The organism is Hyphococcus sp., from assembly GCF_965267305.1.
GTDB lineage: Bacteria > Pseudomonadota > Alphaproteobacteria > Caulobacterales > Parvularculaceae > Hyphococcus.
The window spans coordinates 2,646,160-2,667,151 of record NZ_OZ253945.1 but is presented as its reverse complement, the minus strand read 5'-3'; the positions used below and the strand labels follow the sequence as shown (position 1 = coordinate 2,667,151).

Genomic DNA, 20,992 nt, shown 5'->3' with positions numbered 1-20,992 from the left:
AGAATGGACGATGGGGTTAAAGGTGATCGGCGCCGGTTTCGGCCGCACGGGCACGGCGTCACTGAAATTGGCGCTGGAGATCCTGGGCTTCGGGCCCTGCTATCACATGAGCGAGGTGCTGGCGAATGCCGGCCACATGGCTTTGTGGAACGATGTCGCCGCTGGCCGGCCGGATTGGGAACAGATCTTCAAAGGCTATTCCTCCACCACAGATTTCCCGGCCTCGATCTATTGGCGGGAACTCGCGGCTTACTATCCGGCTGCGAAAATCATCCTATCGACGCGCGATGCGGAGCGCTGGTTTGAATCGACCCAGGAAACCATTCTCAGCCGGCATATGATGGGCCTGTTGGAGGGGACGCCTTGGCGGACGATGTTGCGAAATACAATCGATGCATTGTTTGACGGCAAGATACATGATCACGACACGGTGGTCCGCGTTTTCAACGAGCACGCGGCCGCTGTGAAAGGCGCCTTCGGGCCGGACCGGTTGTTGGTTTTTGAAGCGAAGCAAGGCTGGGCGCCCTTATGCGCATTTCTTGGCGTCCCGGCCCCCGATGAAGCGTTTCCCAAGGTCAACTCGAAAGAAGAGTTGCAAGGCATGATCGATATGCTGAATTCCGACATTGGTCGCGATGCGATGGCGGGTAAAGGCTTTCCGGACTCTATGCGTCAACAGGTATTTGGCAAGCAGCAGTAGCTTCCTGCGAAAGACGATAGGTCATGCAGATTAAGGAAGACGATCTATCGAGCGAAAAGGTCCGCGCGCTGCTCGCCTATCATTTCGAGCAGATGCACGAGAACTCGCCGCCGGGCATGGCCTATGTGCTCGACATAGAAGGCCTGAAGGCGCCCGGCGTCAGCTTCTGGTCCGTCTGGGACGGGGACGATCTTCTCGGCTGCGGCGCCATGAAGGAGCTTGAGGCCGGATGGGGCGAGATCAAGTCCATGCGCACCCACCCGGACCATCTCGGCAAGGGCGCCGGCGCCGCCATGCTCGATCACATCATTTCCGTTGCGCGAAAACGCGGCTATAAGCGCCTCAGCCTAGAAACCGGATCGACGGAGAGCTTCATTCCAGCGATCGGGCTCTACAAGAAGCGCGGCTTCAAAAGCGGCGAGGTGTTCGCCGATTACGGGGTCAGTGACTTCAATCAGTTTTTTCACCTCGATCTGTAGGCTGACGATATGGAGAAGGATGCGCTCTTCCTGCTAGCGCCGGGATTTCAGGCGACTACCGGCGATGGCGGAAACCGGCGCGAGTTCTGTCCCGAATGCGCGGAGATATGGGGCGTGCTGCATTATTTTCCGGCGATCAAGGAAGCGCTCGACATTCGCTATGAGCCGCTCGCCCATCCGCGTCCCGGCCTCGCGGCGATCCTTGGAGCGGGCGAATGGAATTGCCCCACGCTTATTTTCGGGGAAGGCGCGGACGCCGGACCTTTCGCTGCGGTCAAATCCGCAAAGGGCGTGCATTTTCTCGACAACGCCCGCGACATAGCGAAATATTTCGCGCATCGTTTCGGAACGCCGTTTCCCCGTTGAGTGGGGGGCGGGTGAAGGCGGCTTGGCGCGTTCGTGGTGTTGCAGATAACCCTTAAGTAGTTTTGTGCATAAAGCGCGTTGAGGAAAAACTATTCTTTCCTTTTGTTTGTTCACCTTATAGTTGTTAAGTAGAAAGAGAATCGTTTCTGCGGGGAGAAAATGGACGACAACTCTGCAACCTTCGTGCTGGTGCATGGCGCGTGGTGGGCTGGCGACTGGCTGTGGCGCGACGTCACGGACCGGCTGCGCGCCGACGGGCATCGCGTTTACGCGCCAGTGCTGACTGGCATTGGCCCGCGGGAACATCTCGCCGGGATCGGCGTCGACCTTTCAACCCATATTCTCGACGTCGTCACCCTCATAAAACGGGAGGAGCTGACGGACATCGTTCTGGTGGGTCATTCCTATGGCGGCATGGTTGTGTCCGGCGTGGCGGAGAAAGTCCCGGCTGAGACCATCCGTTCCATCGTTTATCTCGACGCATTCCTTCCCGAGAATGGCGAGAGCCTCGCCTCCATCGCCGGTAATTTCAAAGATCTTGCAGGCGACCATGATCCCGTGCCGCCGCCCTTGTTTTTCGCCGGCGACAACAAGGAGCTCCGGGCGATTCTCGAAAAAGGCGGGACGCCGCATCCGCGCGCCTGCTTTGAAGAGGAGGCGGTGCTGAACGGCGCCCGCGAGCGCGTGCCAGTCAAAACCTATGTGCTGGCCGCGGTGGGCGATGTCTTCAAGGCCTTTTACGCCAAGGTCAAAGACGACCCCTCCTGGCGCAAGGAGATGATCGACTGCGGCCACATGACGATGCTCGAGGCGCCGCGGGAGACAGCCGAGATCATTCTGCGCGCCGCCGTCTAGGGCCGGGCCTTGCGCTTTTGCGTCTTTGCGTTAGGCCTTGCGGCGACGCATTTGAGCGAAAGACATCATGGCCAAGACATCCATTCTCGTCGCCGGCGCCGGCGGCCGCATGGGCCGCGCGGTGGTGGCGGAAATCCTGAAGACGCCCGGCGCCACGCTCGCCGGCGGGTTCGAGCGGCCAGGCGGGCCTGACATCGGCAAGGATATCGGCGTTCTGGCCGGGCTCGATGCGCTGGGCCTCAATGTCGAGGATGCGGCCGAAAAGGGCCTTGCGCGCGCCGGGGCGTTGATCGATTTCACCGCGCCGTCGGCCTCGGTCGAAAACGCCCGCGCCGCGGCGGACAAGGGCGTCGCGCACATCATCGGCACCACCGGCTTCTCAGCGGATGACGAGGCCGCCATCGCCGAGGCGGCGAAGACCATCCCCATCGTCAAATCCGGCAATATGAGCGTCGGGGTCAATGTCCTCACCGCCCTCGTGGAACAGGCGGCGAAGGCGCTCGGCGACGACTACGACATCGAGATTTTCGAGGCGCATCACCGCGCGAAAGTCGACGCGCCGTCCGGCACCGCGCTGATGCTCGGCCGCGCGGCTGCGTCAGGGCGAGGCGTCGATTTCGACGGCAAGCGCGCTTCGGGCGAACGAACCGGCGCGCGGGAACAGGGCGATATCGGTTTCTCCGTCATGCGCGGCGGCGGCATTGTCGGCGAACACCGCGTCGCTTTCGCGGGGATGCAGGAAGTCATCACCCTGTCCCATTCGGCCATCGACCGCGGGCTCTTTGCGAAAGGCGCGGTCGCCGCCGCGCGCTGGGCCATGGGTCAAAAGCCGGGGCTTTACTCCATGCGCGACGTGCTCGGGCTCGCCTAAAGACTTATGGTTAATCCGATAGGCGGAAATTCGCGCTATCTATAAGCCATCGCTCAACCAAGCTTTGCGAGACTAGGCCCTTCAAGAAAGGGCCTTCATGCGTACCGAAATCATCGCCGCCGCCGGGATCGTCGCCGCCGCCGTCATCGGCGTGCGCGCCATGGACGCGCGGGAGATGGCTGCGGACCCTGTTGGGGCTGAGGCGCTGACGGTGCGCGCCGCGTCCGTGACGCCGGCCGTTTCCGCAAGCTGGGGCGAGGAAGTGCGCATCACCGCCTCCCAGGACCGCCAGTACTATGTGGACGCCGACGTCAACCGCCGGACTGCGCGGTTCCTCATCGATACAGGCGCCAGCTATGTAGCCTTACGCGACTCGGACGCGCGCAACGCCGGCATCTATACATCGTATACGGATTACACCTATCCCGTGCATACGGCGAATGGCGAAACCAAGGCCGCCTTCGTCACTATCGACGAAATTGAAATCGACGGCCTTCGCATCGAAGGCGTGAAGGCGTTCATCCTGAAAGACGAGCAGCTTTCGGTGAATCTTCTCGGCATGAGCTTCCTCTCGCGTCTTGAAAGCGTCGAGGCCCGCAAGGGCGAGCTGGTGTTGAGAGGCTAACCCTCCCGCGCCATCAGGCTGGGTAATGCGCCCATATCCGCGCCCGCCTGACGCATGAAGAATTCGCGCAATGGCTTCACTTTTCCGACCGCGCTCATGCCGAGACTGCGGGCGAGGCGCAGCGGCGTGATATCGTTGGAAAAGAGCCGGTTCAGCAAATCCGTGCCGAGGGCGAGCGAGGCGGAATCGAACCGCCGCCAGCGCTGATAATTCTGCAAGACCGTCATGGCGCCGATATCGAGGCCGAGATCGCGGCCCTCGGTGAGGACATCGACGAGCGCCGCAATGTCCTTGATGCCGAGATTGTATCCCTGCCCGGCGATGGGATGAATGGCGTGGGCGGCATCGCCGATCAGTGTGAGGCGCGGCGCGGCGTAGGACTGGGCGAGCGTGAAGGCGAGGGGATAGGACCAGCGGGGGCCGGCGGGCGTTATGGCGCCGAGATAAGGTCCGAAGCGGTTTTCGATCTCTATACGGAACGTTTCATCGCTGAGCGCCATATAGGCGGGCGCCGCATCCTCATGTTCCGTCCAGACCAAGGAAGACCGGTGGTTCGTCATGGGCAAGATCGCGAACGGTCCTGAGGGCAGAAAGAATTCCTGCGCGACGCCTTCATGAGAATGTTCGTGGGCGACGGTGGCGACAATCCCCGTCTGGTTATAGCGCCATTCATTGGTTTTGATTCCGGCTTCGGCGCGCAAGGGTGAGCGCCGCCCGTCCGCGGCGATCACGAGCGCGGCGGAAAGGCGCCGTCCGTCGGCGAGATCCACAATCGCCTCGCCCGGATGAAACGCCGTCGCCGCGCGCAGGGCCGGGGCGAAGAGCGTGATGGTCTCCGTCTTCCCGATGGCGTCGAAGAGAACGTCGCGGATCACCTTGTTTTCGACAATCCAGCCGAGCGGCTGATCTTCGCCCAGTTCCCGGCTGTCGAAATGGAGGGAGAAATTCGAGACGCCGCCTTCGGAAAAGCGTGACTTCGCCCGCCCGTCGGTGACAAGGATGTCGCGAATGGGCTCTGCTTCCGGGGCGATGGCATCCCACAATCCCAGACGCTTAAAGACCCGTGCAGAGGCGTAGGAAATCGCCGAGGTGCGCCCGTCAAAAGCGGCGGCGCGCATCGCGGCAGGGTCGCCCGCATCCACGACCGCGCAGGAAAAGCCCTTGGCGGCGAGGGCTAGGCTCGCAAGGCCCCCCGCCGGTCCGCCGCCGATAATCACAATGTCGAATTTTTGCGCGTTGGTCATGGGAGCAACTATCGCCTGTGGAGAGGGTCGCGTCCACCGCCTAAAAGCCGCAGCCGGGAAGGGCGAATTTGTTAACGCAAAAAAGCCCATAACCCCGATTATCCCGGCGCCAGCGTGCGAATGCGCGCGGGTTTAATGTTTGACCGCTTTGCGGTCGGGGGATCCATTTGCCGGTGCTTTTTCTTTCAGAACCGGTTTAGACGGTGGAGCTGGATGCAGGCGCTGCGTTTCGCAGCATGGCGAATAATGGCGCATAATCTGGGTCCCCGCTTTCGCGGGGGTGAGCGGAGGTTGAGATCGGAGACATGCAGGCGAAGTTTGCGAAGCTTTTGAGACCGATCATGTTGGGCGTTTCGGCTTGCGTCGGGTTCGCGCCCTCTCTCGCCTTCGCACAGGACATGTCCCCCGCGAGCGATGTGACGCGCTTCGTGCTCGACAGCGGCATGCTGATCCTGGCCGGCGTTGCGGGCCTCATCGCGATTGCGGGTCTAAGCCTCAAGGACATCGGTCTGGCGCGCACGCAGAACGCGCCGCAAGTTTGTCTGCGCGCTATCGGCGGGTTTGGGGTCTCCGCCTTTGCGTTCTGGGCGATCGGCTACCGGCTCCTCTTCGGCATTGAAGAGGGCGGGTTTCTCGGCCCCTTCGAAAGCTGGTCGCTGATGGACGACAATCCGGGCGATATTGGCCACGCGTCGGGCGCGCACTGGTTCTTTCACATGACGCTCGCGGCGCTCGGCGCCGTCATCGTGTCTTCGGCGATTTCCGAGCGGGTGCGGCTGTGGCCGTTTTTGTTTTTCACGGCGCTCTGGGCGGGGCTCATCTATCCTATCGGCGCGTCCTGGGTCTGGGGCGGCGGCTATTTCGCCGAGGACTGGAGCTTCAAGGACGCCGGCGGCGCGGCGGCGGTGCATTTGTCCGCAGGCGCCGCGGCGCTCGCCGCCATCATTGTCATCGGCCCGCGCTCCGGACGTTTCGGTCACGGGGTTTCGCGGCCGCAGGTGTCGACGGCGCTGCCCCTGTCCTCCTTCGGCGCACTCCTCGCCATGGCGTCGCTTCTTGTCATCATCATCGGTCTCCTGGGGCCGATCAGCTCCGTTGAGGCGGTGATCACCGCCGGCGCCGTGACGGCGAACGGGCTTGTGGCGTCGGCCGCCGGCGCGCTGGCGGCGATGTTCCTGACACAGACGGTTTACAAACGCACAGGGCTTGTCTCCGCCACGACGGGCATTGTCGCCGGACTCATCTCCATCGCCGCAGATCCGGTCTCTCCGGCAATGTGGCAGGCCGCGATGATCGGAGCCATCGGCGGCGTGATCGTCACCGTGACGCCGCCCTTCCTTGACCGGCTGCATCTCGATGACGCCGGCTTCGTCATTCCTGGCCATTGCTTTTGCGGCGCCTGGGGCGCGATCGTCGCCTTCTGGATGACGGAGCGGATCTGGCTGCCGGGCCAGCTTCTCGGAACCGCCGCCATCGCCGGGTTCTCCTTCCTGATGAGCCTCCTCATCTGGACGGCGCTCAAATACACGATCGGCGTGCGCTCGGCGCCTTTGGAGGCGATGCATCCCGAGAGCGTGAAGCAACAAGCGGCGAATGGCTGAGAGTTAAATCGTTAACCGGCGTTAACCCTTTTTTGGAAAAGCCGTGGCAAAGTCGGCGTTAACGCTTTTTCACCGCGAAATCTGCGTCAACCGCCAGCCGATTGTAACCAGTCGATTGAAACCAGCCGAGCGAGCCGATGTCGTCTACAGCCCGCACCTATTCCCGTTCCGCCCGCGGCAGAGGCCGCCGCGATCCCTTCGCCGATCTCGCCGAACGTCTGCAGTCGTTTTCGCGAAGCATCCTGATGCGCGCCGGCGGGGCGGCCATGGTGGTTCTTGCGATCTGGCTCGGCCTTTCCCTCGCAAGCTTCACGATTTCCGATCCGAGCCTGAACACCGCTACGCCTGCGCCGGTGCGCAATCTCGGCGGGCCGCTCGGCGCTATTGCGGCGGATCTTCTGCTGCAATTCATCGGCGGCGCGGCGGTCCTATTAATTGCGCCGCTGGCGATCTGGGGCGCTCTCGCGGCGCTCAGAGGCGCGCCTGAGGAAACCCCGGCCGATTTCTGGCGCCGTCTCGCGGTCGCCCCGGCGGCGATCCTTGCGGGTGCGGCGTTTCTCGCTTCATGGCTGCCCCCCGTCGACTGGCCATATGTAGTCGGGGCGGGCGGGCTTATCGGCGATGTCTTTTTCAACGGCGTCACCGGGCTTTTGTCGTTTCTCGGCGCCGGGATCGCCCGCGGGCTCGCCGCCGGTCTCTTCGCGGTCGCCGCGCTCGTTTCCTACGCCATTCTCTGCGGCCTCACCCGCGAGCGCTTGGTTGACGCCTGGTGGACGCTGGAAGACGGCGCGCTTGCGGTGCGCGACGCTGTTGTCGATCTGCGCGCGCGGTTCACCGGCGAACAAGCGGATGAGGAGGCGGAAGACGACGACGAGGAAGAGTACGAATATGAGGATGAAGAAGACGACGAAGAATATGGCGACCTCGAAACGGAATATGACGAGGACGGCGAGCCGGTGCTGGCGGCGCCAGCGCGCAATGGCCGCCGCAAGATCATCCGTAAAAAGAGCAAGAAGAAAGAGAGCAAACGCGAGCGCCGGGAGGCGCAGCCGACCCTCCCCGTTTTCTCCGCCGACGATTACGAATTGCCGCCGCTCAATCTTCTCGCCAAGCCAAATGGCGCGCGCCGGGCGGTGATCTCTGACGAGGCGCTGGAACAGAACGCGCGCATGCTCGAAAATGTGCTCGCGGATTTTGGCGTCAGGGGCGAGATCATCAATGTGCGCCCCGGACCTGTTGTGACGCTTTATGAGCTGGAGCCGGCCGCCGGGACCAAATCCTCCCGCGTCATCGGTCTCGCCGACGACATCGCCCGCTCCATGAGCGCGGTCGCCTGCCGCGTCGCTGTTGTGCCGGGCCGCAACGCCATCGGCATCGAGCTTCCCAATCAGGACCGGGAAATGGTGCTGCTGCGCGAGCTTCTGGGCGCCGAAGAATACGAACATTCCGGCGGCGATCTGACGCTCGCGCTCGGCAAATCCATCGGCGGAGAGCCGACCTTCGCCGATCTTGCGCGCATGCCTCACTTGCTGATCGCCGGCACCACGGGCTCGGGCAAATCCGTCGGGATCAACACGATGATCCTGTCGCTGCTTTACCGCCTCTCTCCGGAACAGTGCAAACTTATCCTCATCGATCCGAAGATGCTCGAGCTGTCGGTTTACGAGGGCATCCCGCATCTTCTGGCGCCGGTCGTCACCGATCCGCGCAAGGCCGTCGTCGCGCTCAAATGGACCGTGCGCGAGATGGAGGAGCGTTACCGCAAGATGTCGAAAGTCGGTGTGCGGAACATCGAGGGTTTCAACACCCGGGTCGCCGAGGCGGAAGAAAACGGCGAAACGCTGAGCCGCACCGTTCACACCGGCTATGACGAGGATACGGGCGAGCCAGTCTATGAGACGGAAGAGCTCGAATACGAACCCATGCCTTTTATCGTCGTCGTGATCGACGAGGTCGCCGACCTCATGATGGTCGCCGGCAAGGACATCGAGGGCATGGTCCAGCGCCTTGCGCAGATGGCGCGCGCCGCCGGCATCCACCTCATCATGGCGACCCAGCGCCCGTCTGTCGACGTCATCACCGGCACGATCAAGGCGAACTTCCCGACCCGGATCTCCTTCCAGGTCACGTCGAAGATCGACTCGCGCACGATCCTCGGCGAGCAGGGCGCCGAACAGCTTCTAGGGCAGGGCGACATGTTGCACATGGCCGGCGGCGGGCGCCTGCGGCGTGTTCACGGCGCCTTCGTCTCTGATGACGAGGTCGAGAAAATCGTCAGCTTCCTCAAGAAACAGGGCGCGCCGGACTATGTCCAGGAAGTCACCGAGATGCGCGACGAGGATGGCGGCGGCTTCGAGGATTTCGAACTCGGCGGCAACACATCGTCTGGCGACGCCCTTTACGACAAAGCGGTGGCGGTTGTTGTGCGCGACCGCAAGGCCTCGACCTCCTATGTCCAGAGGCGGCTCCAGATCGGCTACAACCGGGCGGCGACCCTGATCGAACGCATGGAAGAGGAAGGGGTCATTTCGGCTGCGAACCATGCGGGCAAGCGCGAGGTTCTGGTCGGGGATGACGCCGCCTAATGTCCGGTCTTGAGACCGGCCCGGCGCCAGTTTGTCGCAGTGCAACATCCAATATGGGCGAAAACCTGCGCTGAGCCTCGCTTAGAAGAGGAAAAACAAAAGGAAATGCTCCGCTTACGCCAGATTTTCTCCGAATCCGGCGTGGATCGGAGTGTTAACCTTTGGTTTCCGGCATGAACCCTGCGTACGCCCTTTGTTTTTTACGATTTGTTAGGCATACTCCCTATTGCGGGGAGCATTTTCACTGGGGTGGCGTAATGTCGAAGAGCTATGAAAATCTCCCCGGCGCGGCCGGGAAGGCGCGGTTTTTCCGCCCGAGTCGGTACGAAGCATCGGCCGTTTTCGCGGGCTCGCCTCCTCACGTCACGTTTGAAGATGAGGTTTTCGAGCTCGAAAACATCAGCGCCGCCGGCGCAGGCTGCATTTCCCGCACGCGCGATAATGAGACGGGAACCCCTGCGGGAACCAGCGGGGTTTTGCGGATCACACAGCACGGCCGTGAATTGTTTCTGGGGGCTGCGCGCAAGGTGCGCCGCGTCGCCGGGCCCGGCGGGGTCAGCGTCGGTTTTGCGCTCGAAGCGAACCGGTTCGATCTCGACTGGCTGATCCGCGAAAACGCCAGCATTCTCGCCCGCGAGGCGCGCGAACAGGCGCCGGATCTTGAACCGTCGATCGCCTATAAAACCTTCTGCGCGGACGCCACAGCGTTTCTCGGCGGGTACCTTCTGCGCATCCAGAAATATGTGGCGCCCATCGAAAACCGGTGCACGCCGCAAGAGCGCGATGACATCGCCCGCGACCTCGCCGCCGCGGCGGAGACCGAATGGCTCAATCTCATCGGCCGCGGCAATGAACTTACCGCGGCTATCCATACCGACAAGCAAAAGCGCATCGCCTACAAATCCTATACGGAACGCACCGTCTCCCAGATCCTGATGGGCGGTCCCGGCTGGGCGCGCTGCTACTACAAGCCGGCGGGCTATCCCGGCGACTACAAGATCATGAATTACGGTTACGAGCAGAAGCCGGAAGGCGAGACGGTCGCCCAGAAATTCCTGCACCTTCTAGGCATGAGCGCGTCGCGCTTCGTGATCACCCGCATGGAGACGGTGGCGAACCTCATCGCCGATTACGCCCACGCGCGCCGCAAGGACGGCGGTGAAGAGTTCGTCATCACCAGCGTCGGCGCAGGCCCCGCGCGCGAGCTGAAAGACATTCTCGACCAGACGCCCGAGGATGTGCGCTGGCGCGTCAATCTCGTCGATCAGGAGCCGGCGGCGCTCGATTACGCCTTCGACAGCGCGGCGCGCCTTTCAGAACGCGACCGCCTGACGGTCCGGGGAATGAACATTTCCTTCAGGGAGATGCTGCGTCCGTCAGCGGACAATAGCGTTTTCGTCGGCAATGACGTCATCTATTCATCCGGCTTCGTCGATTATCTCAACCCGCTGCTGGCCCAGCGCTTCATCAAACGGCTTTATGATTTCGTGAAGCCCGGCGGGCAGGTCATCATCGGTAACGTGAATAATCGCGAGACAGGGCGCATCTGGCCGCTCGAATATGTCACGGACTGGAGCCTTTATTTCCGCAATGAGGAAGATATGCGCGCGATGGCCCGCGACATTCCCGAGGCGAAAGTATCCGTCGTTTCCGATCCCCTAGAAGCGATCTACTTCCTGGTCGTGGAAAAGCCCGCCGCGTAAAACTCAGGTCGAAAATCAGGCCCTGACTGCTTGCGGCTTGTCGGCTTTATTTGCAGGCGGCGGATTGAAGCGCACGATGGCGCAAACGCCGCTATGGCCATCTGAGGCGAGCCGGATGGTCGCGTTCTGATCCTCGAAAATATGTTTGGCGACGGTCAGCCCGAGGCCCAGCCCCTCGCGCGAGCGGATCAGCGCGGACTCGCTTTGGGTAAACGGTTTCATGGCCTTGTCGATCTGTTCGGGCGACATCCCCCGGCCTTCGTCGCGGATGACGAGCTCGTAGGCGCCGTCCTCCAGCTTTTGTCCGCTGATATGCAGGGTCGTTCCCGCCTGCGAAGCGTTGATCGAGTTTTCGATGATATTGGTGATGGCATAGCAGGTATGGACGATATCGATGTTGATCGTCGCATCCTGAAGCGCATCGGTTTCGATCCGGATCGATGCTTTTTCGAGCGCGGGGCGCATGCGTTCGATAGCGACGTCGATGAGTTCCTGCGAAGATGTTTCAACGATTTCGTATTTCATCTTGCCGGCGGTCGCGTCGACAAAACGCAGCATCTTTTGAATGCGCGACAGGAGGGCATGCGCCGAGCCGTGAATTTCGTTGAGATGGCGAAGGTTGTCGCCTGAATCGTTCGCCGCGCGGAAGGAATTGGAAACGACTTCCGCATAGCCGATGATCTGATGCAGCGGGGTCCTCAGTTCATGGCTCATCATTGAGAGGAAATTGATTTTCGACTGGTCCGCCGCAGTCGCCTCGATGAGAAGCTTTTCGATCACTTCCTTGTCGCGCTTTCGCTGCTCGTCGCGCAGCCAGATCATCCGCGACCGTATTTCCTGCAAATAGCTGGTCGCCACCGCGACGATGGCGATGGACAGCATGAAGAAGTGCCCGGAAATAATATCCACATCCGAAAAGGCGGATCGCATGTTGAGAACAGCCACATAAACCGCCGATGTCGACAGATACGCCGCCGCCGCCACCAGAAACGGAATGCGCATGATGCATGAGGCCGCAACGAAGGTGACGAGAACCCCGATAATATACGGCGGCGCGCCCTCTGGCGGGATGATCGCGATCATGGCGATGATGGAAAGGCTGCTCAGCCAAAGTCCGCCCGCGCTCAGCCAGCCGAAATGCGGTTTGACTTTCGGCAAGAAGGAAAGCGGAACAAGGCTTGCGATCATGCAGGCGATGATGCCGCGCATGACGATAACGGTCTGAAGGCCCTCCGTGATGGTCAGAAAATCGAGGATCCAGTAGCCGAGATAGGTGATGATGACCAGGTACCAGAGGATGCGTTCCCCTGGCAGCGTCGTTTCCACCAGGTGCTGGATGTAGCGACGCTCGACATCCTTTTCCTTGAAGCGCGCCCGCCATGGCGACAGCCCGTCCCGTTCCAGCGTCTGCTGGAACACGGCAAGCGGATTTGGCTTTTTCACAAGTGCCAATCCGGCGGAATCAAAGGGCGTCGCCATATGGCTGTCCTAAACCAAGAGAGTTAACGAGGCTTTGGCGGTGCCGCGAAAGAACGGGGCTTACGGATTGATTTTGCGTAGGATGCGCCGCAGCGAAAGGCGCTTGCGGGGAAGTAAACAAAGACTTAATGTTTCCCCATGGCGGATGCTGGAACTCTTGACGTCTATGCGCCCTCTGGCGCGCGAGCGGCTGCGCGAGGCGCGGCCTGGCCCACGGTTGCCCTCTTCTTCGCGCTGTGGGCGGGTCTTATCGTATCCGTAACGGCCGCGCTTCAGGGCGTTTACCCCCTTTGGGCGGCCTGTCTCGTCAATGCGACGCTCCTTTACGTCCTGGCGCATATCAATCACGAGGCGATCCACCGCAATATTTCCGGCGGCAATCCGCGGCTGAAATGGCTGAACGAAGCCATCGGCCAGTTCGGCAGCATCTGGTTTTTCCTCCCCTTTCCCGCCTTCAAGGCGGTGCATCTCGCCCATCATGGCGCGCCCAACGATCCGGTTACCGATGGCGATATGTGGGTGGCGCGCAAGAACCCGCTGGCGGTCTTCGCGGGCTGCGCCACCATCCTGTGGGGCTATGAGCTGCAGCTCTGGCGCATGGTGCGCGACGGCAAGATGAAACGCAGCGCGACGATTTCGATCTACAGCCAGCGCCTCCTTGTCGTCGTGGCGTGGACCTTCCTTTTTGCGCTCGGTTACGGAGCCGAAACCTTCCTGCTCTGGATCCTTCCGGCGCTGATTGTCATGCCGGTGCTGGCGATGTTCTTCGCCTATGTGGTCCACCGGCCGCACGACGAGACCGATCCTTACCGCTCCAGCAATGTGATCCTGGCGCGCGGGGCGCTGCAACCGCTGGTGACGGCGGCGTTCGTTTTCCAGAATTATCACCTGATCCATCACCTCAATCCGCGCATTCCGTTCTATCGGTATGGCGAGCATTTCCGCGCCCGCCGCGCGGAGCTTGAGGCAAAAGGCGCAGCGATCACCACGCTTTAACCCTGCCCGGCGCCGATCGCATGTCGACGGCTTGCACTGCGCCGCTAAAAACGCCCAGAAAACAGGACCTTGCCGTAGCCGCTGAATAAGCCGGGACCGACGGTTTCGTTTTTCGATTGAGGCTCTATAACGGCTCCATCACCCAATGTTGCGGCGATCCGCCGTTCGTCACCTGGCAGGATGCCGCTTCATAGGCGGCATACGGACAAATTTTTTTATCGACACCCGCCGCTGGATTTTCCGACCGACCGTTCCGCGCGTCAGCCGCAGCTGGAACCGGGGCGAAAGCCCATAAAAGACTAAGCGGCGGCCAGCGGCCGCGGCTTGACCCTCCCCCGATCCCTTGAAAGCGGCGCCCCCTCGGCGCTGACGGAGCATCGCGCGTGACCAATGAAAACGAAGAACTGTTGCCCGAAGAACTGGCTCCCGAAGAGTCGGTTTATGAAACAGATTACACGACAGGTCAGGACAATATCGAGTTTTTAGGCCTGGACATACATAACCCGGTTTTCTTCGCGAGCGCTGCGCTGATCCTCAGCTTCGCCGGATCGGTGCTGATGTTTCCTGACAGCGCCGGCGGCGTGTTGACAGGCGCGCGCGACTGGACGCTGCAGCATTTCGACTGGCTGTTCGTCATCGCCACCAACATTGTCGTCCTCTTTTGCGTGTTTTTAGGGTTTTCCCCTCTCGGCAAAATCAGACTTGGCGGCGAAGAGGCGCGGCCTGATTTCGGCACGCTCTCCTGGCTTTCCATGCTGTTTTCGGCGGGCGTCGGCATCGGCATGGTGTTTTACGGCGCCGCCGAGCCCACGGCCTATTACACAGACTGGTTCGGCACGCCGCTCGATGTTGCGCCGCGCACGCCGGCGGCGGAAAAACTCGCCTTTAGCGCCACGATTTTTCACTGGGGCGTGACGCCCTGGGCCGTCTATGCAGTGATCGGTCTCGCCCTCGCCTTCTTCACGTTCAACAAAGGGCTGCCGCTCACCATCCGTTCGGCGTTTTATCCGCTTCTGGGCGAGCGGGTCTGGGGCTGGCCCGGTCACATCATCGATATCATCGCAGTGGTTGCGACGATCTTCGGCCTTGCGACGTCGCTCGGCCTCGGCGCAAAGCAGGCGGCGAGCGGGCTGGATTTTCTTTTTGGCGTCGGCAGCGGCCTCACGACGCAGATAATTCTCATCGGCGGCATCACCGCCATGGCGATTTTTTCCGTAGTGCGCGGTCTCGATCAGGGCGTGCGCATCCTCAGCAACGTCAATGTCCTCATCGCCATTGCGCTTCTGGTATTTGTCATTATCGCCGGCCCGACCCTCGCCATTTTCAAAGGCTATGGCGTCAACGCGCTATCTTACGTCACTGACAGCCTGCGCCTTTCCAACTGGGTCGGCCGCGAGGATACGGAATGGTTTCACGGCTGGACGATCTTTTACTGGGCGTGGTGGATATCCTGGTCGCCCTTCGTCGGCATGTTCATCGCCCGCGTGTCGCGCGGGCGCACCATTCGCGAATTTCTGCTAGCCGTCATGGCCGTGCCGGTGGTGGTGGCGGTGATCTGGTTCACGTCGTTCGGCGCGACGGCGATCGATCAGGTGAAGTCTGGCGTCGGTGATCTTCCGTCCGGGGTTACCGACGTCTCGCTGGTGCTCTTTCAGATGCTGGAGAATCTTCCGTTTGCGGAGCTTTCGTCCTTCGTGGCGATCGTCCTTCTGGTCGTCTTTTTCGTGACCTCGTCGGATTCGGGCTCGCTCGTCATCGACAGCATCACCGCGGGCGGCAAGCTTCACGCGCCGACGCCGCAGCGCGTTTTCTGGGCGACCATGGAGGGGCTGATCGCAGTCGTCCTTCTGGTGGGCGGCGGTTCGGCGGCGCTGACATCGCTCCAGGCCGGGGCGATCACAGCGGGGCTCCCTTTCACGCTGATCCTGCTCGTTTGCTGCCTCAGCCTTTTCCGGGGCCTCAGGGAAGAGCTCAAGGCCAAAGGCGCAGCGGTCACCACGCCTTGAGTGTGGGGGTGATCCGTTGGTCAACTATAGATTGAGCACTGTGCCGGAGATCTGAAATAAATTGCAATATCGCCAGCGATTGGCACAATGCCTCGGTGATCGGTGGGGCGATCATCGGTGGGGACGGTGGCTGAAGAGTCTTCGGGGCACGATCATGCGACTGGACCTTCAGGCGCGCCCGGGCTGACCCTGGCGCGTTTGCTAAAACTGCTGTTGCCAAACGGAACCACTGATGAAACCAGCGGCGACCGAACCAAGGTGGAAATTGAAGGCGTGATGGTTCCGGCGCGCTTCACGACGCCTCCGCCTTTGCCAGATATATTCCTGATCGCTTCTTACATCACCAAGCTCGCCGGCATTGCGCCGTTTGTTTATCCAGGCTCTCGGGAGGCCAGCGCCCCGGGCCCGCGCGAATATCTCACTGTCAGCCAAGACGTCTATCTGACTGTCGAAAAGGTTCGCGCCGAGCTTAAGCCGGAGCTCGCGCATGCAAAGGCGGCGGCGCGCGAATTCGACCGTCTCAGCTCTGAAATATTTGCGGTTCTTGATCGTGAGAATCACGACGATGAAATTGACCCTGACAGCCTCGATGAAAAGGAACGGGCCGCCACCGTTCATTATACAGACCTTTTGCAAATCGCCGGCAAGTGCAATGACATCGTTGAGAAAGGTGTCGGCGAGTATTGGCGCCGATTTCTGTCGCACTATCGATGCCTTATCGGCACGCCCCAAAGCGCGAGCGGCGCCGGCTCCGCCCAGGCGTTGATTCAACACTGGTGGCAGAGCGTCATCGATCTTCTCGTCCTGTCTGATTCTTTGTGTGAAGGAATCGGATTTCCGGTTCCTTTGGAGGGGCCGGCGCCGGTGCCGTCTTATCCGGCATTCGCGCTAGACATGTCTATCGACGCTCAATTCCAGTTTGACGATTCCGTGCTGGCGCTGCCAACGCTGGCGGCGCGGGTGCCGCCGGAAATCGCCACGGTGCTGCCGAAATCGGTGACGCCGTCTGTCGGATGCAGCATTCGGTCTTTGTCGATGAATCTCGCATTGCTTCCCCCGATTGGGGCGACGGGCGCTCAGTGGGATATATGCAGCCGTTCTGACAAAGCGGACCGCACCCCGCTAAACATCCTTCTAATTCCGCTGCCGTATTATCTGCATGCTGACGCATTTAATCCGGAAAAACCCATGTCCGATCGGGACTGGACGTTTTTCAACATAAAGCCGCGATGGTTGGATGACGTCGATCCTTCCGAATTTGTCACATTCGTGCGGAATTTATGCACAGTTGCAGACAAAGAAGCGGGAAAGGTCGATGCCATTGTTTTTCCAGAAGCGTCGCTGACGCTTGAACACTGCGCCGCTCTTGAGGACGCTATCTTTTCTGCGCCCAAAGGCCATCCTTTTTTCGAGGTTGAGTTCCTTGTTGCAGGATTGGTGAATGACGAGGTCGGGCACGGCAATTTTGTTCGCATAGCAAGTTTTTATGACCGTCAAGGCAATGATGAGCCGCAGTTTGTCGCCGACCTTCAATCGAAGCATCACCGCTGGCGCCTAGACGAAACACAAATTGAAACTTACCGGTTGTCCCATATTCTGAACAAAGGATTGGATACCTGGGAGAAGTTGCCTCCCCGGAATCGAAAGCTCAATTTTTTCAGGTTTCGCGATAGCTCCAGCTTCGCGACGCTGATCTGTGAGGACCTTGCGCGGATTGATCCCGGCCAGGAAGTGCTGCGTTCTATTGGCCCCGATCTCGTAATTGCAATCTTGATGGATAGCGCCCAGATTAATGAGCGCTGGCCGGCGCGCTATGCAACCGTTCTTGCTGACGACCCCGGAAGTTCTGTCCTGACCCTTACGTCTTTCGCGCTTGTTCAAAGGTCGAATGAACAACGCATTCGGCAAGCCGAGGCGGCTGGTGATCCGCAACCGCATTGTTCATCATCGATCGGACTCTGGAAGGACGCCAGCATCTGGTCTAGCAAGTCCATCGAACTTCCAGTCAATGCAGAAGCCGTATTGATTACGATTTCAAATGAGCGGCGCAAGAGCAGCACCCTTGATGGACGGGAGTCGACGGACAAAAAAAGTTGGCTTTGGAAATTGACGGACCAACGCCCAATCTACCGGCCCATGGAAGAGCAGCGCTCTGGCCCGGCCTTCGGGCGCGTGTTTCACAAAGATGGTTGGGGGCTGACGCGGTGCAATCCGGACACGCCGGGTCGCGACTAGGAGCGTGGCGAAATTCTGCTTATTTTTGCCGCGAGGCGCCGCGTTTGAGGGTCAACCGGCCTTCTTCAATGGTCCAGTGGGCGCGAGATTTGTTTTCCTTGTCCTCAAGCGCTTCTTGAGGAACAAGTTTGGAAAGACTTTGGCCTAAATTTGTGTTGCGCCGAAAAATCTGGGCGAGAGGTTCAATTCGCCGCCGCCTGTCGCTGATCGCTTCTGCCGCGGATTGGTTAACTTTTAGAGCCATGTTTTCTTCCGCCTTCCGACCAGTTGCCTACAGCCTATCGCGTAATGACTCTGCCGATCAACGAATTATAGAGCCGCTTCGGCACTTTTTCCAACAACGTGCAAGTTGAAGAGGTTCCGTTAATATTTAAGAAGCCATGACCGGTTTTTCAGCCTCCGGTTGTCCACGGCGCTTTTAGAAAAATGGAGCGGGCGATGAGATTCGAACTCACGACCCCAACCTTGGCAAGGTTGTGCTCTACCCCTGAGCTACGCCCGCTCGGCGCCCGTCCGCAGCCCGCTTGAGCCGCGACAGGGGCCGCTATATGCACGAGGGGCGAACGCAATGCAAGCAGGAATCGAGCGGTAAAACCGGGGCCTGAAGGCTGCCGAAGGGGATGAACGGAGACCGGGCCATGAGCCTTGAAGAGGGTGAAGACAGGACGGAGAAACCGGGCGGCGAGGGCCCAGTCCCGTCGCAGGAAGCGAAAACCCGCGCCGATCTTTTCGCGTTTCTGGATGCGCTCGGCATCGCTCATAAAAACGTCGAACATCCGGCGATTTTCACTGTCGAGGAGGGCCGGGACTATAAGAAAGCGATGCCCGGCGGGCATTCGAAGAACCTTTTCCTCAAGGATAAAAAGGGCGCTCTCTATCTGGCGGTCGCCCTTGGCGAGACGCAGGTCGATCTCGTGGGGCTGGGCAAGCGCCTCGGCGCGAAAGGCCGGCTTTCTTTCGGTAAGCCGGAGCTGATGACCGCGACCATGGGGGTCATTCCCGGCGCAGTGACGCCTTTCGCCCTCGTCAATGACAGCGCCCGGGCGCTCTCCGCCGTCATTCTCGATACGGCGCTCCTCGCCCACGATCCGGTATGGTTTCATCCGCTGGAAAACACGGCTTCGACGGCGGTTTCGTCCGGCGACCTCGTGAAATTCGTGGAGGCCTGCGGCTTTGAGCCCCGGATTCTCGACCTCGCCGCGCCGTTTGAGGGGTGAAACGGCCCGCCTTGGCGGTTGCGTTTCCCTGCGCGCGCCCTCATTTAATGAGGGAAAGACATGGAGACCTGAGCATGAGCGAGATCATCGGCGGCGGCGCCCAAGCAGGGCAGGCGGATGCGGATCTGATCAAGGACGCCACCATTGAGACCTTTGAGGCGGATGTTCTCGCCGCCTCCATGACGACGCCCGTCATTGTGGATTTCTGGGCTGACTGGTGCGGCCCCTGCAAACAGCTTGGGCCCCTTCTCGAGCGTGCGGTGCGCGCGGCGAAGGGCAAGGTCAAGATGGTCAAGATCGACATCGACAAGAACCAGATGCTCGCCTCGCAGATGCGCATACAGTCGATCCCGACGGTCTATGCGTTTTTCCAGGGGCGGCCTATTGACGGGTTTCAAGGTGCGCTCCCTGAAAGCGAAATCAAGAAGTTCATCGAGCGCCTGCCGCAGGCGGACGGCGCCTCTGGGATGGGCGGCCAGGACGAGGATTATTTCGCCGCAGGCGAGGCCGCTTTCGCCGCGGGTGATGTGACGACGGCGGCGCATTTCTACGCCTCGGCCGCACAGGCCGATCCCGAAAACATCGCCGCGCTGGCAGGCCTTGCGCGCTGTCATCTGGCGCTCGGCGACAAAGATCAGGCGCGCGACACGCTCGCCATGATCCCGGAAGCCAAGCAAAAAGATCCGGCGGTGGCGAGCCTCAAGGCTGCGCTCGCTCTTGCGGAAAGCGGGAATGGCGGCGACGTGGCCGCCCTTGAAGCGGCGGCGGCGGGCGCGCCTGAAGATCTCGACAAACGCTTCGCCCTGGCGGAGGGCTATCTCGGCGCCGGGTCCATGGAGAAGGCGATCGACGAATTGCTCGCCGTCATCGAACGCGACCGCGAGTGGCGTGAAGGCGAAGCGCGCCAGAAACTTCTCACCGTGTTCGAGGCGCTGGGCCACGCGCACCCCGCCACAGTGCGCGGCCGGCGGCGCCTGTCGTCGATCCTGTTTTCTTAAAGATCGGGAGCGAACGCCCATGAAGGGGACGAGAGGTCCCGCAAGACTGAATGCGAAGCCGGAGACGCTGCCCCTGTTTCCGCTGGCGGGTGCCCTGTTGCTGCCGGGCGGTCAGATGCCCCTCAATATCTTCGAACCGCGCTATCTCGCCATGGTGGACGCCGCGCTCGCCGGAGACCGTCTCATCGGCATGATCCAGCCGCGCGATGAGGCGAACCCTGAAAAGCCCGTACTTTACGACGCCGGCTGCGCCGGGCGCATCACCTCTTTCGCCGAAACCGGCGACGGCCGCTATCTCATCAACCTCACCGGCACGCGCCGCTTCCGTCTGGCGGAGGAAATCGCCGGCGACACGCCATATCGCGTGGCGCGCCCCGACTGGTCGGCTTTCGGCGCCGACGGCGAACCCGACATGACGGTGGACGCGGTCGATCGTGACGACCTTCTCCATGCGCTTCAGGATTATCTCGATACGGAGCAATTGGAGATCGAATGGGACAAGGCCGCCGCCGCGCCCATCGAGGCGCTGGTGGTGTCGCTCGCCATGGGCTGTCCTTTCCAGCCGAACGAAAAACAGGCGCTCCTCGAAGCGAAGACATTAGCGGATCAGGCGCGGTGCCTGACGGCGCTGATGGAGCTTGCGGGCGGCGTGGAAGATGACGACGCCCCGCTTCAATAGGCGGCGCGCAAAAGGGAGATGCAAAGATGACGGACGCGGACGCGCCGGAAATCGACAACCGGCTGTTGGAAATTCTCGTCTGTCCCCAGACGCGGGGCCCCTTGGTCTACGACCGCAAGAACGGCGAACTTCTGAGCAAGAAAGCCGGGCTCGCCTATCCGGTGCGCGACGGCGTTCCCATCATGCTGGTGGACGAGGCGCGCAGCCTCTCCGACGAAGAGCTCCGCGCGCTCTAAAGCCGCAGTTTTAACCTGTATGAGGGAGACCATCCGGCCCGGACTGTGCAAGAAATCGGGACAGGCTGGCGCTGTTGCGCCTCCGCTTGTGCCGCAGGGAAACAGTTTCGGGAGACA

General features: G+C 61.0%; 18 protein-coding genes and 1 tRNA gene. 16 read left to right on the top strand and 3 right to left on the bottom strand.

Annotated features, from left to right (window positions below):
* Positions 1–10 precede the first annotated feature (10 nt).
* The 6 genes from ACQY5P_RS12645 (at position 11) to ACQY5P_RS12620 (ending at position 3,896) form a co-directional block, all read left to right on the top strand.
* Positions 11–700, top strand: a complete 690-nt coding sequence (locus ACQY5P_RS12645; protein WP_428407228.1) for a sulfotransferase family protein — start codon at positions 11–13, stop codon at positions 698–700.
* A gap of 23 nt (positions 701–723) precedes the next feature.
* Positions 724–1,179, top strand: coding sequence for a GNAT family N-acetyltransferase (locus ACQY5P_RS12640; protein ID WP_428407227.1), 456 nt, complete (start codon positions 724–726; stop codon positions 1,177–1,179).
* A gap of 9 nt (positions 1,180–1,188) precedes the next feature.
* Positions 1,189–1,545: a DUF3088 family protein gene (locus tag ACQY5P_RS12635; RefSeq protein ID WP_428407226.1), complete on the top strand. Its 357-nt coding sequence runs from the start codon at positions 1,189–1,191 to the stop codon at positions 1,543–1,545.
* Positions 1,546–1,704: 159 nt separating this feature from the next.
* On the top strand, positions 1,705–2,400 hold the full coding sequence (locus tag ACQY5P_RS12630) for an alpha/beta fold hydrolase (RefSeq protein ID WP_428407225.1): 696 nt from the start codon (positions 1,705–1,707) through the stop codon (positions 2,398–2,400).
* 67 nt (positions 2,401–2,467) lie between these two features.
* Positions 2,468–3,271 carry a 4-hydroxy-tetrahydrodipicolinate reductase gene (dapB, locus tag ACQY5P_RS12625; protein ID WP_428407224.1) on the top strand — a complete coding sequence of 268 codons (804 nt, stop codon included), beginning with the start codon at positions 2,468–2,470 and terminating at the stop codon, positions 3,269–3,271.
* Between the two features lie 97 nt (positions 3,272–3,368).
* Positions 3,369–3,896, top strand: coding sequence for a TIGR02281 family clan AA aspartic protease (locus tag ACQY5P_RS12620; RefSeq protein WP_428407223.1), 528 nt, complete (start codon positions 3,369–3,371; stop codon positions 3,894–3,896).
* On the opposite strand, the gene ACQY5P_RS12615 is transcribed toward ACQY5P_RS12620, so the two are convergent.
* The gene (locus ACQY5P_RS12615; RefSeq protein ID WP_428407222.1) at positions 3,893–5,140 is read right to left on the bottom strand and encodes a UbiH/UbiF/VisC/COQ6 family ubiquinone biosynthesis hydroxylase; all 1,248 of its coding nucleotides are present in this window, start codon (positions 5,138–5,140) and stop codon (positions 3,893–3,895) included. The genes ACQY5P_RS12620 and ACQY5P_RS12615 overlap by 4 nt on opposite strands.
* 305 nt (positions 5,141–5,445) lie before the next feature.
* On the opposite strand from ACQY5P_RS12615, the gene ACQY5P_RS12610 reads away from it, so the two are divergent.
* The 3 genes from ACQY5P_RS12610 (at position 5,446) to ACQY5P_RS12600 (ending at position 11,029) form a co-directional block, all read left to right on the top strand.
* Entirely contained in the window at positions 5,446–6,741 is a 1,296-nt protein-coding gene (locus ACQY5P_RS12610) for a hypothetical protein (RefSeq protein WP_428407221.1), read from the top strand.
* 137 nt (positions 6,742–6,878) lie between these two features.
* Positions 6,879–9,326: a DNA translocase FtsK gene (locus ACQY5P_RS12605; RefSeq protein ID WP_428407220.1), complete on the top strand. Its 2,448-nt coding sequence runs from the start codon at positions 6,879–6,881 to the stop codon at positions 9,324–9,326.
* Between the two features lie 257 nt (positions 9,327–9,583).
* Positions 9,584–11,029, top strand: a complete 1,446-nt coding sequence (locus ACQY5P_RS12600) for a class I SAM-dependent methyltransferase (protein ID WP_428407219.1) — start codon at positions 9,584–9,586, stop codon at positions 11,027–11,029.
* Positions 11,030–11,044: 15 nt separating this feature from the next.
* Here ACQY5P_RS12600 and ACQY5P_RS12595 read toward each other — a convergent pair whose 3' ends face one another.
* The gene (locus tag ACQY5P_RS12595) at positions 11,045–12,508 is read right to left on the bottom strand and encodes a sensor histidine kinase (RefSeq protein ID WP_428407218.1); all 1,464 of its coding nucleotides are present in this window, start codon (positions 12,506–12,508) and stop codon (positions 11,045–11,047) included.
* Between the two features lie 138 nt (positions 12,509–12,646).
* Here ACQY5P_RS12595 and ACQY5P_RS12590 point away from each other — a divergent pair, with 138 nt between their 5' ends.
* From ACQY5P_RS12590 to ACQY5P_RS12580, 3 genes are all read left to right on the top strand, one after another.
* The gene (locus ACQY5P_RS12590) at positions 12,647–13,504 is read left to right on the top strand and encodes a fatty acid desaturase (RefSeq protein ID WP_428407217.1); all 858 of its coding nucleotides are present in this window, start codon (positions 12,647–12,649) and stop codon (positions 13,502–13,504) included.
* Positions 13,505–13,887: 383 nt separating this feature from the next.
* On the top strand, positions 13,888–15,510 hold the full coding sequence (locus ACQY5P_RS12585; RefSeq protein ID WP_428407216.1) for a BCCT family transporter: 1,623 nt from the start codon (positions 13,888–13,890) through the stop codon (positions 15,508–15,510).
* A gap of 126 nt (positions 15,511–15,636) precedes the next feature.
* Positions 15,637–17,745 (top strand): hypothetical protein, encoded by a 2,109-nt coding sequence (locus ACQY5P_RS12580; RefSeq protein WP_428407215.1) that lies wholly within the window; start codon positions 15,637–15,639, stop codon positions 17,743–17,745.
* A gap of 427 nt (positions 17,746–18,172) precedes the next feature.
* Here the strand turns inward: ACQY5P_RS12580 and ACQY5P_RS12575 are convergent.
* A tRNA-Gly gene (locus ACQY5P_RS12575) sits at positions 18,173–18,247 on the bottom strand.
* Positions 18,248–18,383: 136 nt separating this feature from the next.
* On the opposite strand from ACQY5P_RS12575, the gene ACQY5P_RS12570 reads away from it, so the two are divergent.
* From ACQY5P_RS12570 to ACQY5P_RS12555, 4 genes are all read left to right on the top strand, one after another.
* A complete protein-coding gene (locus tag ACQY5P_RS12570; protein WP_428407214.1) occupies positions 18,384–18,962 on the top strand; it encodes a prolyl-tRNA synthetase associated domain-containing protein in 579 nt (192 codons plus the stop codon).
* Between the two features lie 74 nt (positions 18,963–19,036).
* Complete coding sequence (locus ACQY5P_RS12565) at positions 19,037–19,960, top strand: tetratricopeptide repeat protein (protein WP_428407213.1); 924 nt, start codon at positions 19,037–19,039, stop codon at positions 19,958–19,960.
* A 19-nt stretch (positions 19,961–19,979) separates the two neighbouring features.
* Positions 19,980–20,639 (top strand): LON peptidase substrate-binding domain-containing protein, encoded by a 660-nt coding sequence (locus tag ACQY5P_RS12560; RefSeq protein ID WP_428407212.1) that lies wholly within the window; start codon positions 19,980–19,982, stop codon positions 20,637–20,639.
* A gap of 26 nt (positions 20,640–20,665) precedes the next feature.
* Entirely contained in the window at positions 20,666–20,875 is a 210-nt protein-coding gene (locus ACQY5P_RS12555) for a Trm112 family protein (RefSeq protein ID WP_428407211.1), read from the top strand.
* Positions 20,876–20,992 lie beyond the last annotated feature (117 nt).

Bases quoted from the DNA above. Each gene is read 5' to 3' on its own strand.
- ACQY5P_RS12560 (WP_428407212.1), top strand. From the start codon at position 19,980: ATGAAGGGGACGAGAGGTCCCGCAAGACTGAATGCGAAGCCGGAGACG.
- ACQY5P_RS12570 (WP_428407214.1), top strand. From the start codon at position 18,384: ATGAGCCTTGAAGAGGGTGAAGACAGGACGGAGAAACCGGGCGGCGAG.
- ACQY5P_RS12635 (WP_428407226.1), top strand. From the start codon at position 1,189: ATGGAGAAGGATGCGCTCTTCCTGCTAGCGCCGGGATTTCAGGCGACT.
- ACQY5P_RS12640 (WP_428407227.1), top strand. From the start codon at position 724: ATGCAGATTAAGGAAGACGATCTATCGAGCGAAAAGGTCCGCGCGCTG.
- ACQY5P_RS12610 (WP_428407221.1), top strand. From the start codon at position 5,446: ATGCAGGCGAAGTTTGCGAAGCTTTTGAGACCGATCATGTTGGGCGTT.
- ACQY5P_RS12645 (WP_428407228.1), top strand. From the start codon at position 11: ATGGGGTTAAAGGTGATCGGCGCCGGTTTCGGCCGCACGGGCACGGCG.
- ACQY5P_RS12600 (WP_428407219.1), top strand. From the start codon at position 9,584: ATGTCGAAGAGCTATGAAAATCTCCCCGGCGCGGCCGGGAAGGCGCGG.
- ACQY5P_RS12605 (WP_428407220.1), top strand. From the start codon at position 6,879: ATGTCGTCTACAGCCCGCACCTATTCCCGTTCCGCCCGCGGCAGAGGC.
- ACQY5P_RS12590 (WP_428407217.1), top strand. From the start codon at position 12,647: ATGGCGGATGCTGGAACTCTTGACGTCTATGCGCCCTCTGGCGCGCGA.
- ACQY5P_RS12620 (WP_428407223.1), top strand. From the start codon at position 3,369: ATGCGTACCGAAATCATCGCCGCCGCCGGGATCGTCGCCGCCGCCGTC.
- ACQY5P_RS12630 (WP_428407225.1), top strand. From the start codon at position 1,705: ATGGACGACAACTCTGCAACCTTCGTGCTGGTGCATGGCGCGTGGTGG.
- ACQY5P_RS12555 (WP_428407211.1), top strand. From the start codon at position 20,666: ATGACGGACGCGGACGCGCCGGAAATCGACAACCGGCTGTTGGAAATT.
- ACQY5P_RS12595 (WP_428407218.1), bottom strand. From the start codon at position 12,508: ATGGCGACGCCCTTTGATTCCGCCGGATTGGCACTTGTGAAAAAGCCA.
- ACQY5P_RS12615 (WP_428407222.1), bottom strand. From the start codon at position 5,140: ATGACCAACGCGCAAAAATTCGACATTGTGATTATCGGCGGCGGACCG.
- ACQY5P_RS12565 (WP_428407213.1), top strand. From the start codon at position 19,037: ATGAGCGAGATCATCGGCGGCGGCGCCCAAGCAGGGCAGGCGGATGCG.
- dapB (WP_428407224.1), top strand. From the start codon at position 2,468: ATGGCCAAGACATCCATTCTCGTCGCCGGCGCCGGCGGCCGCATGGGC.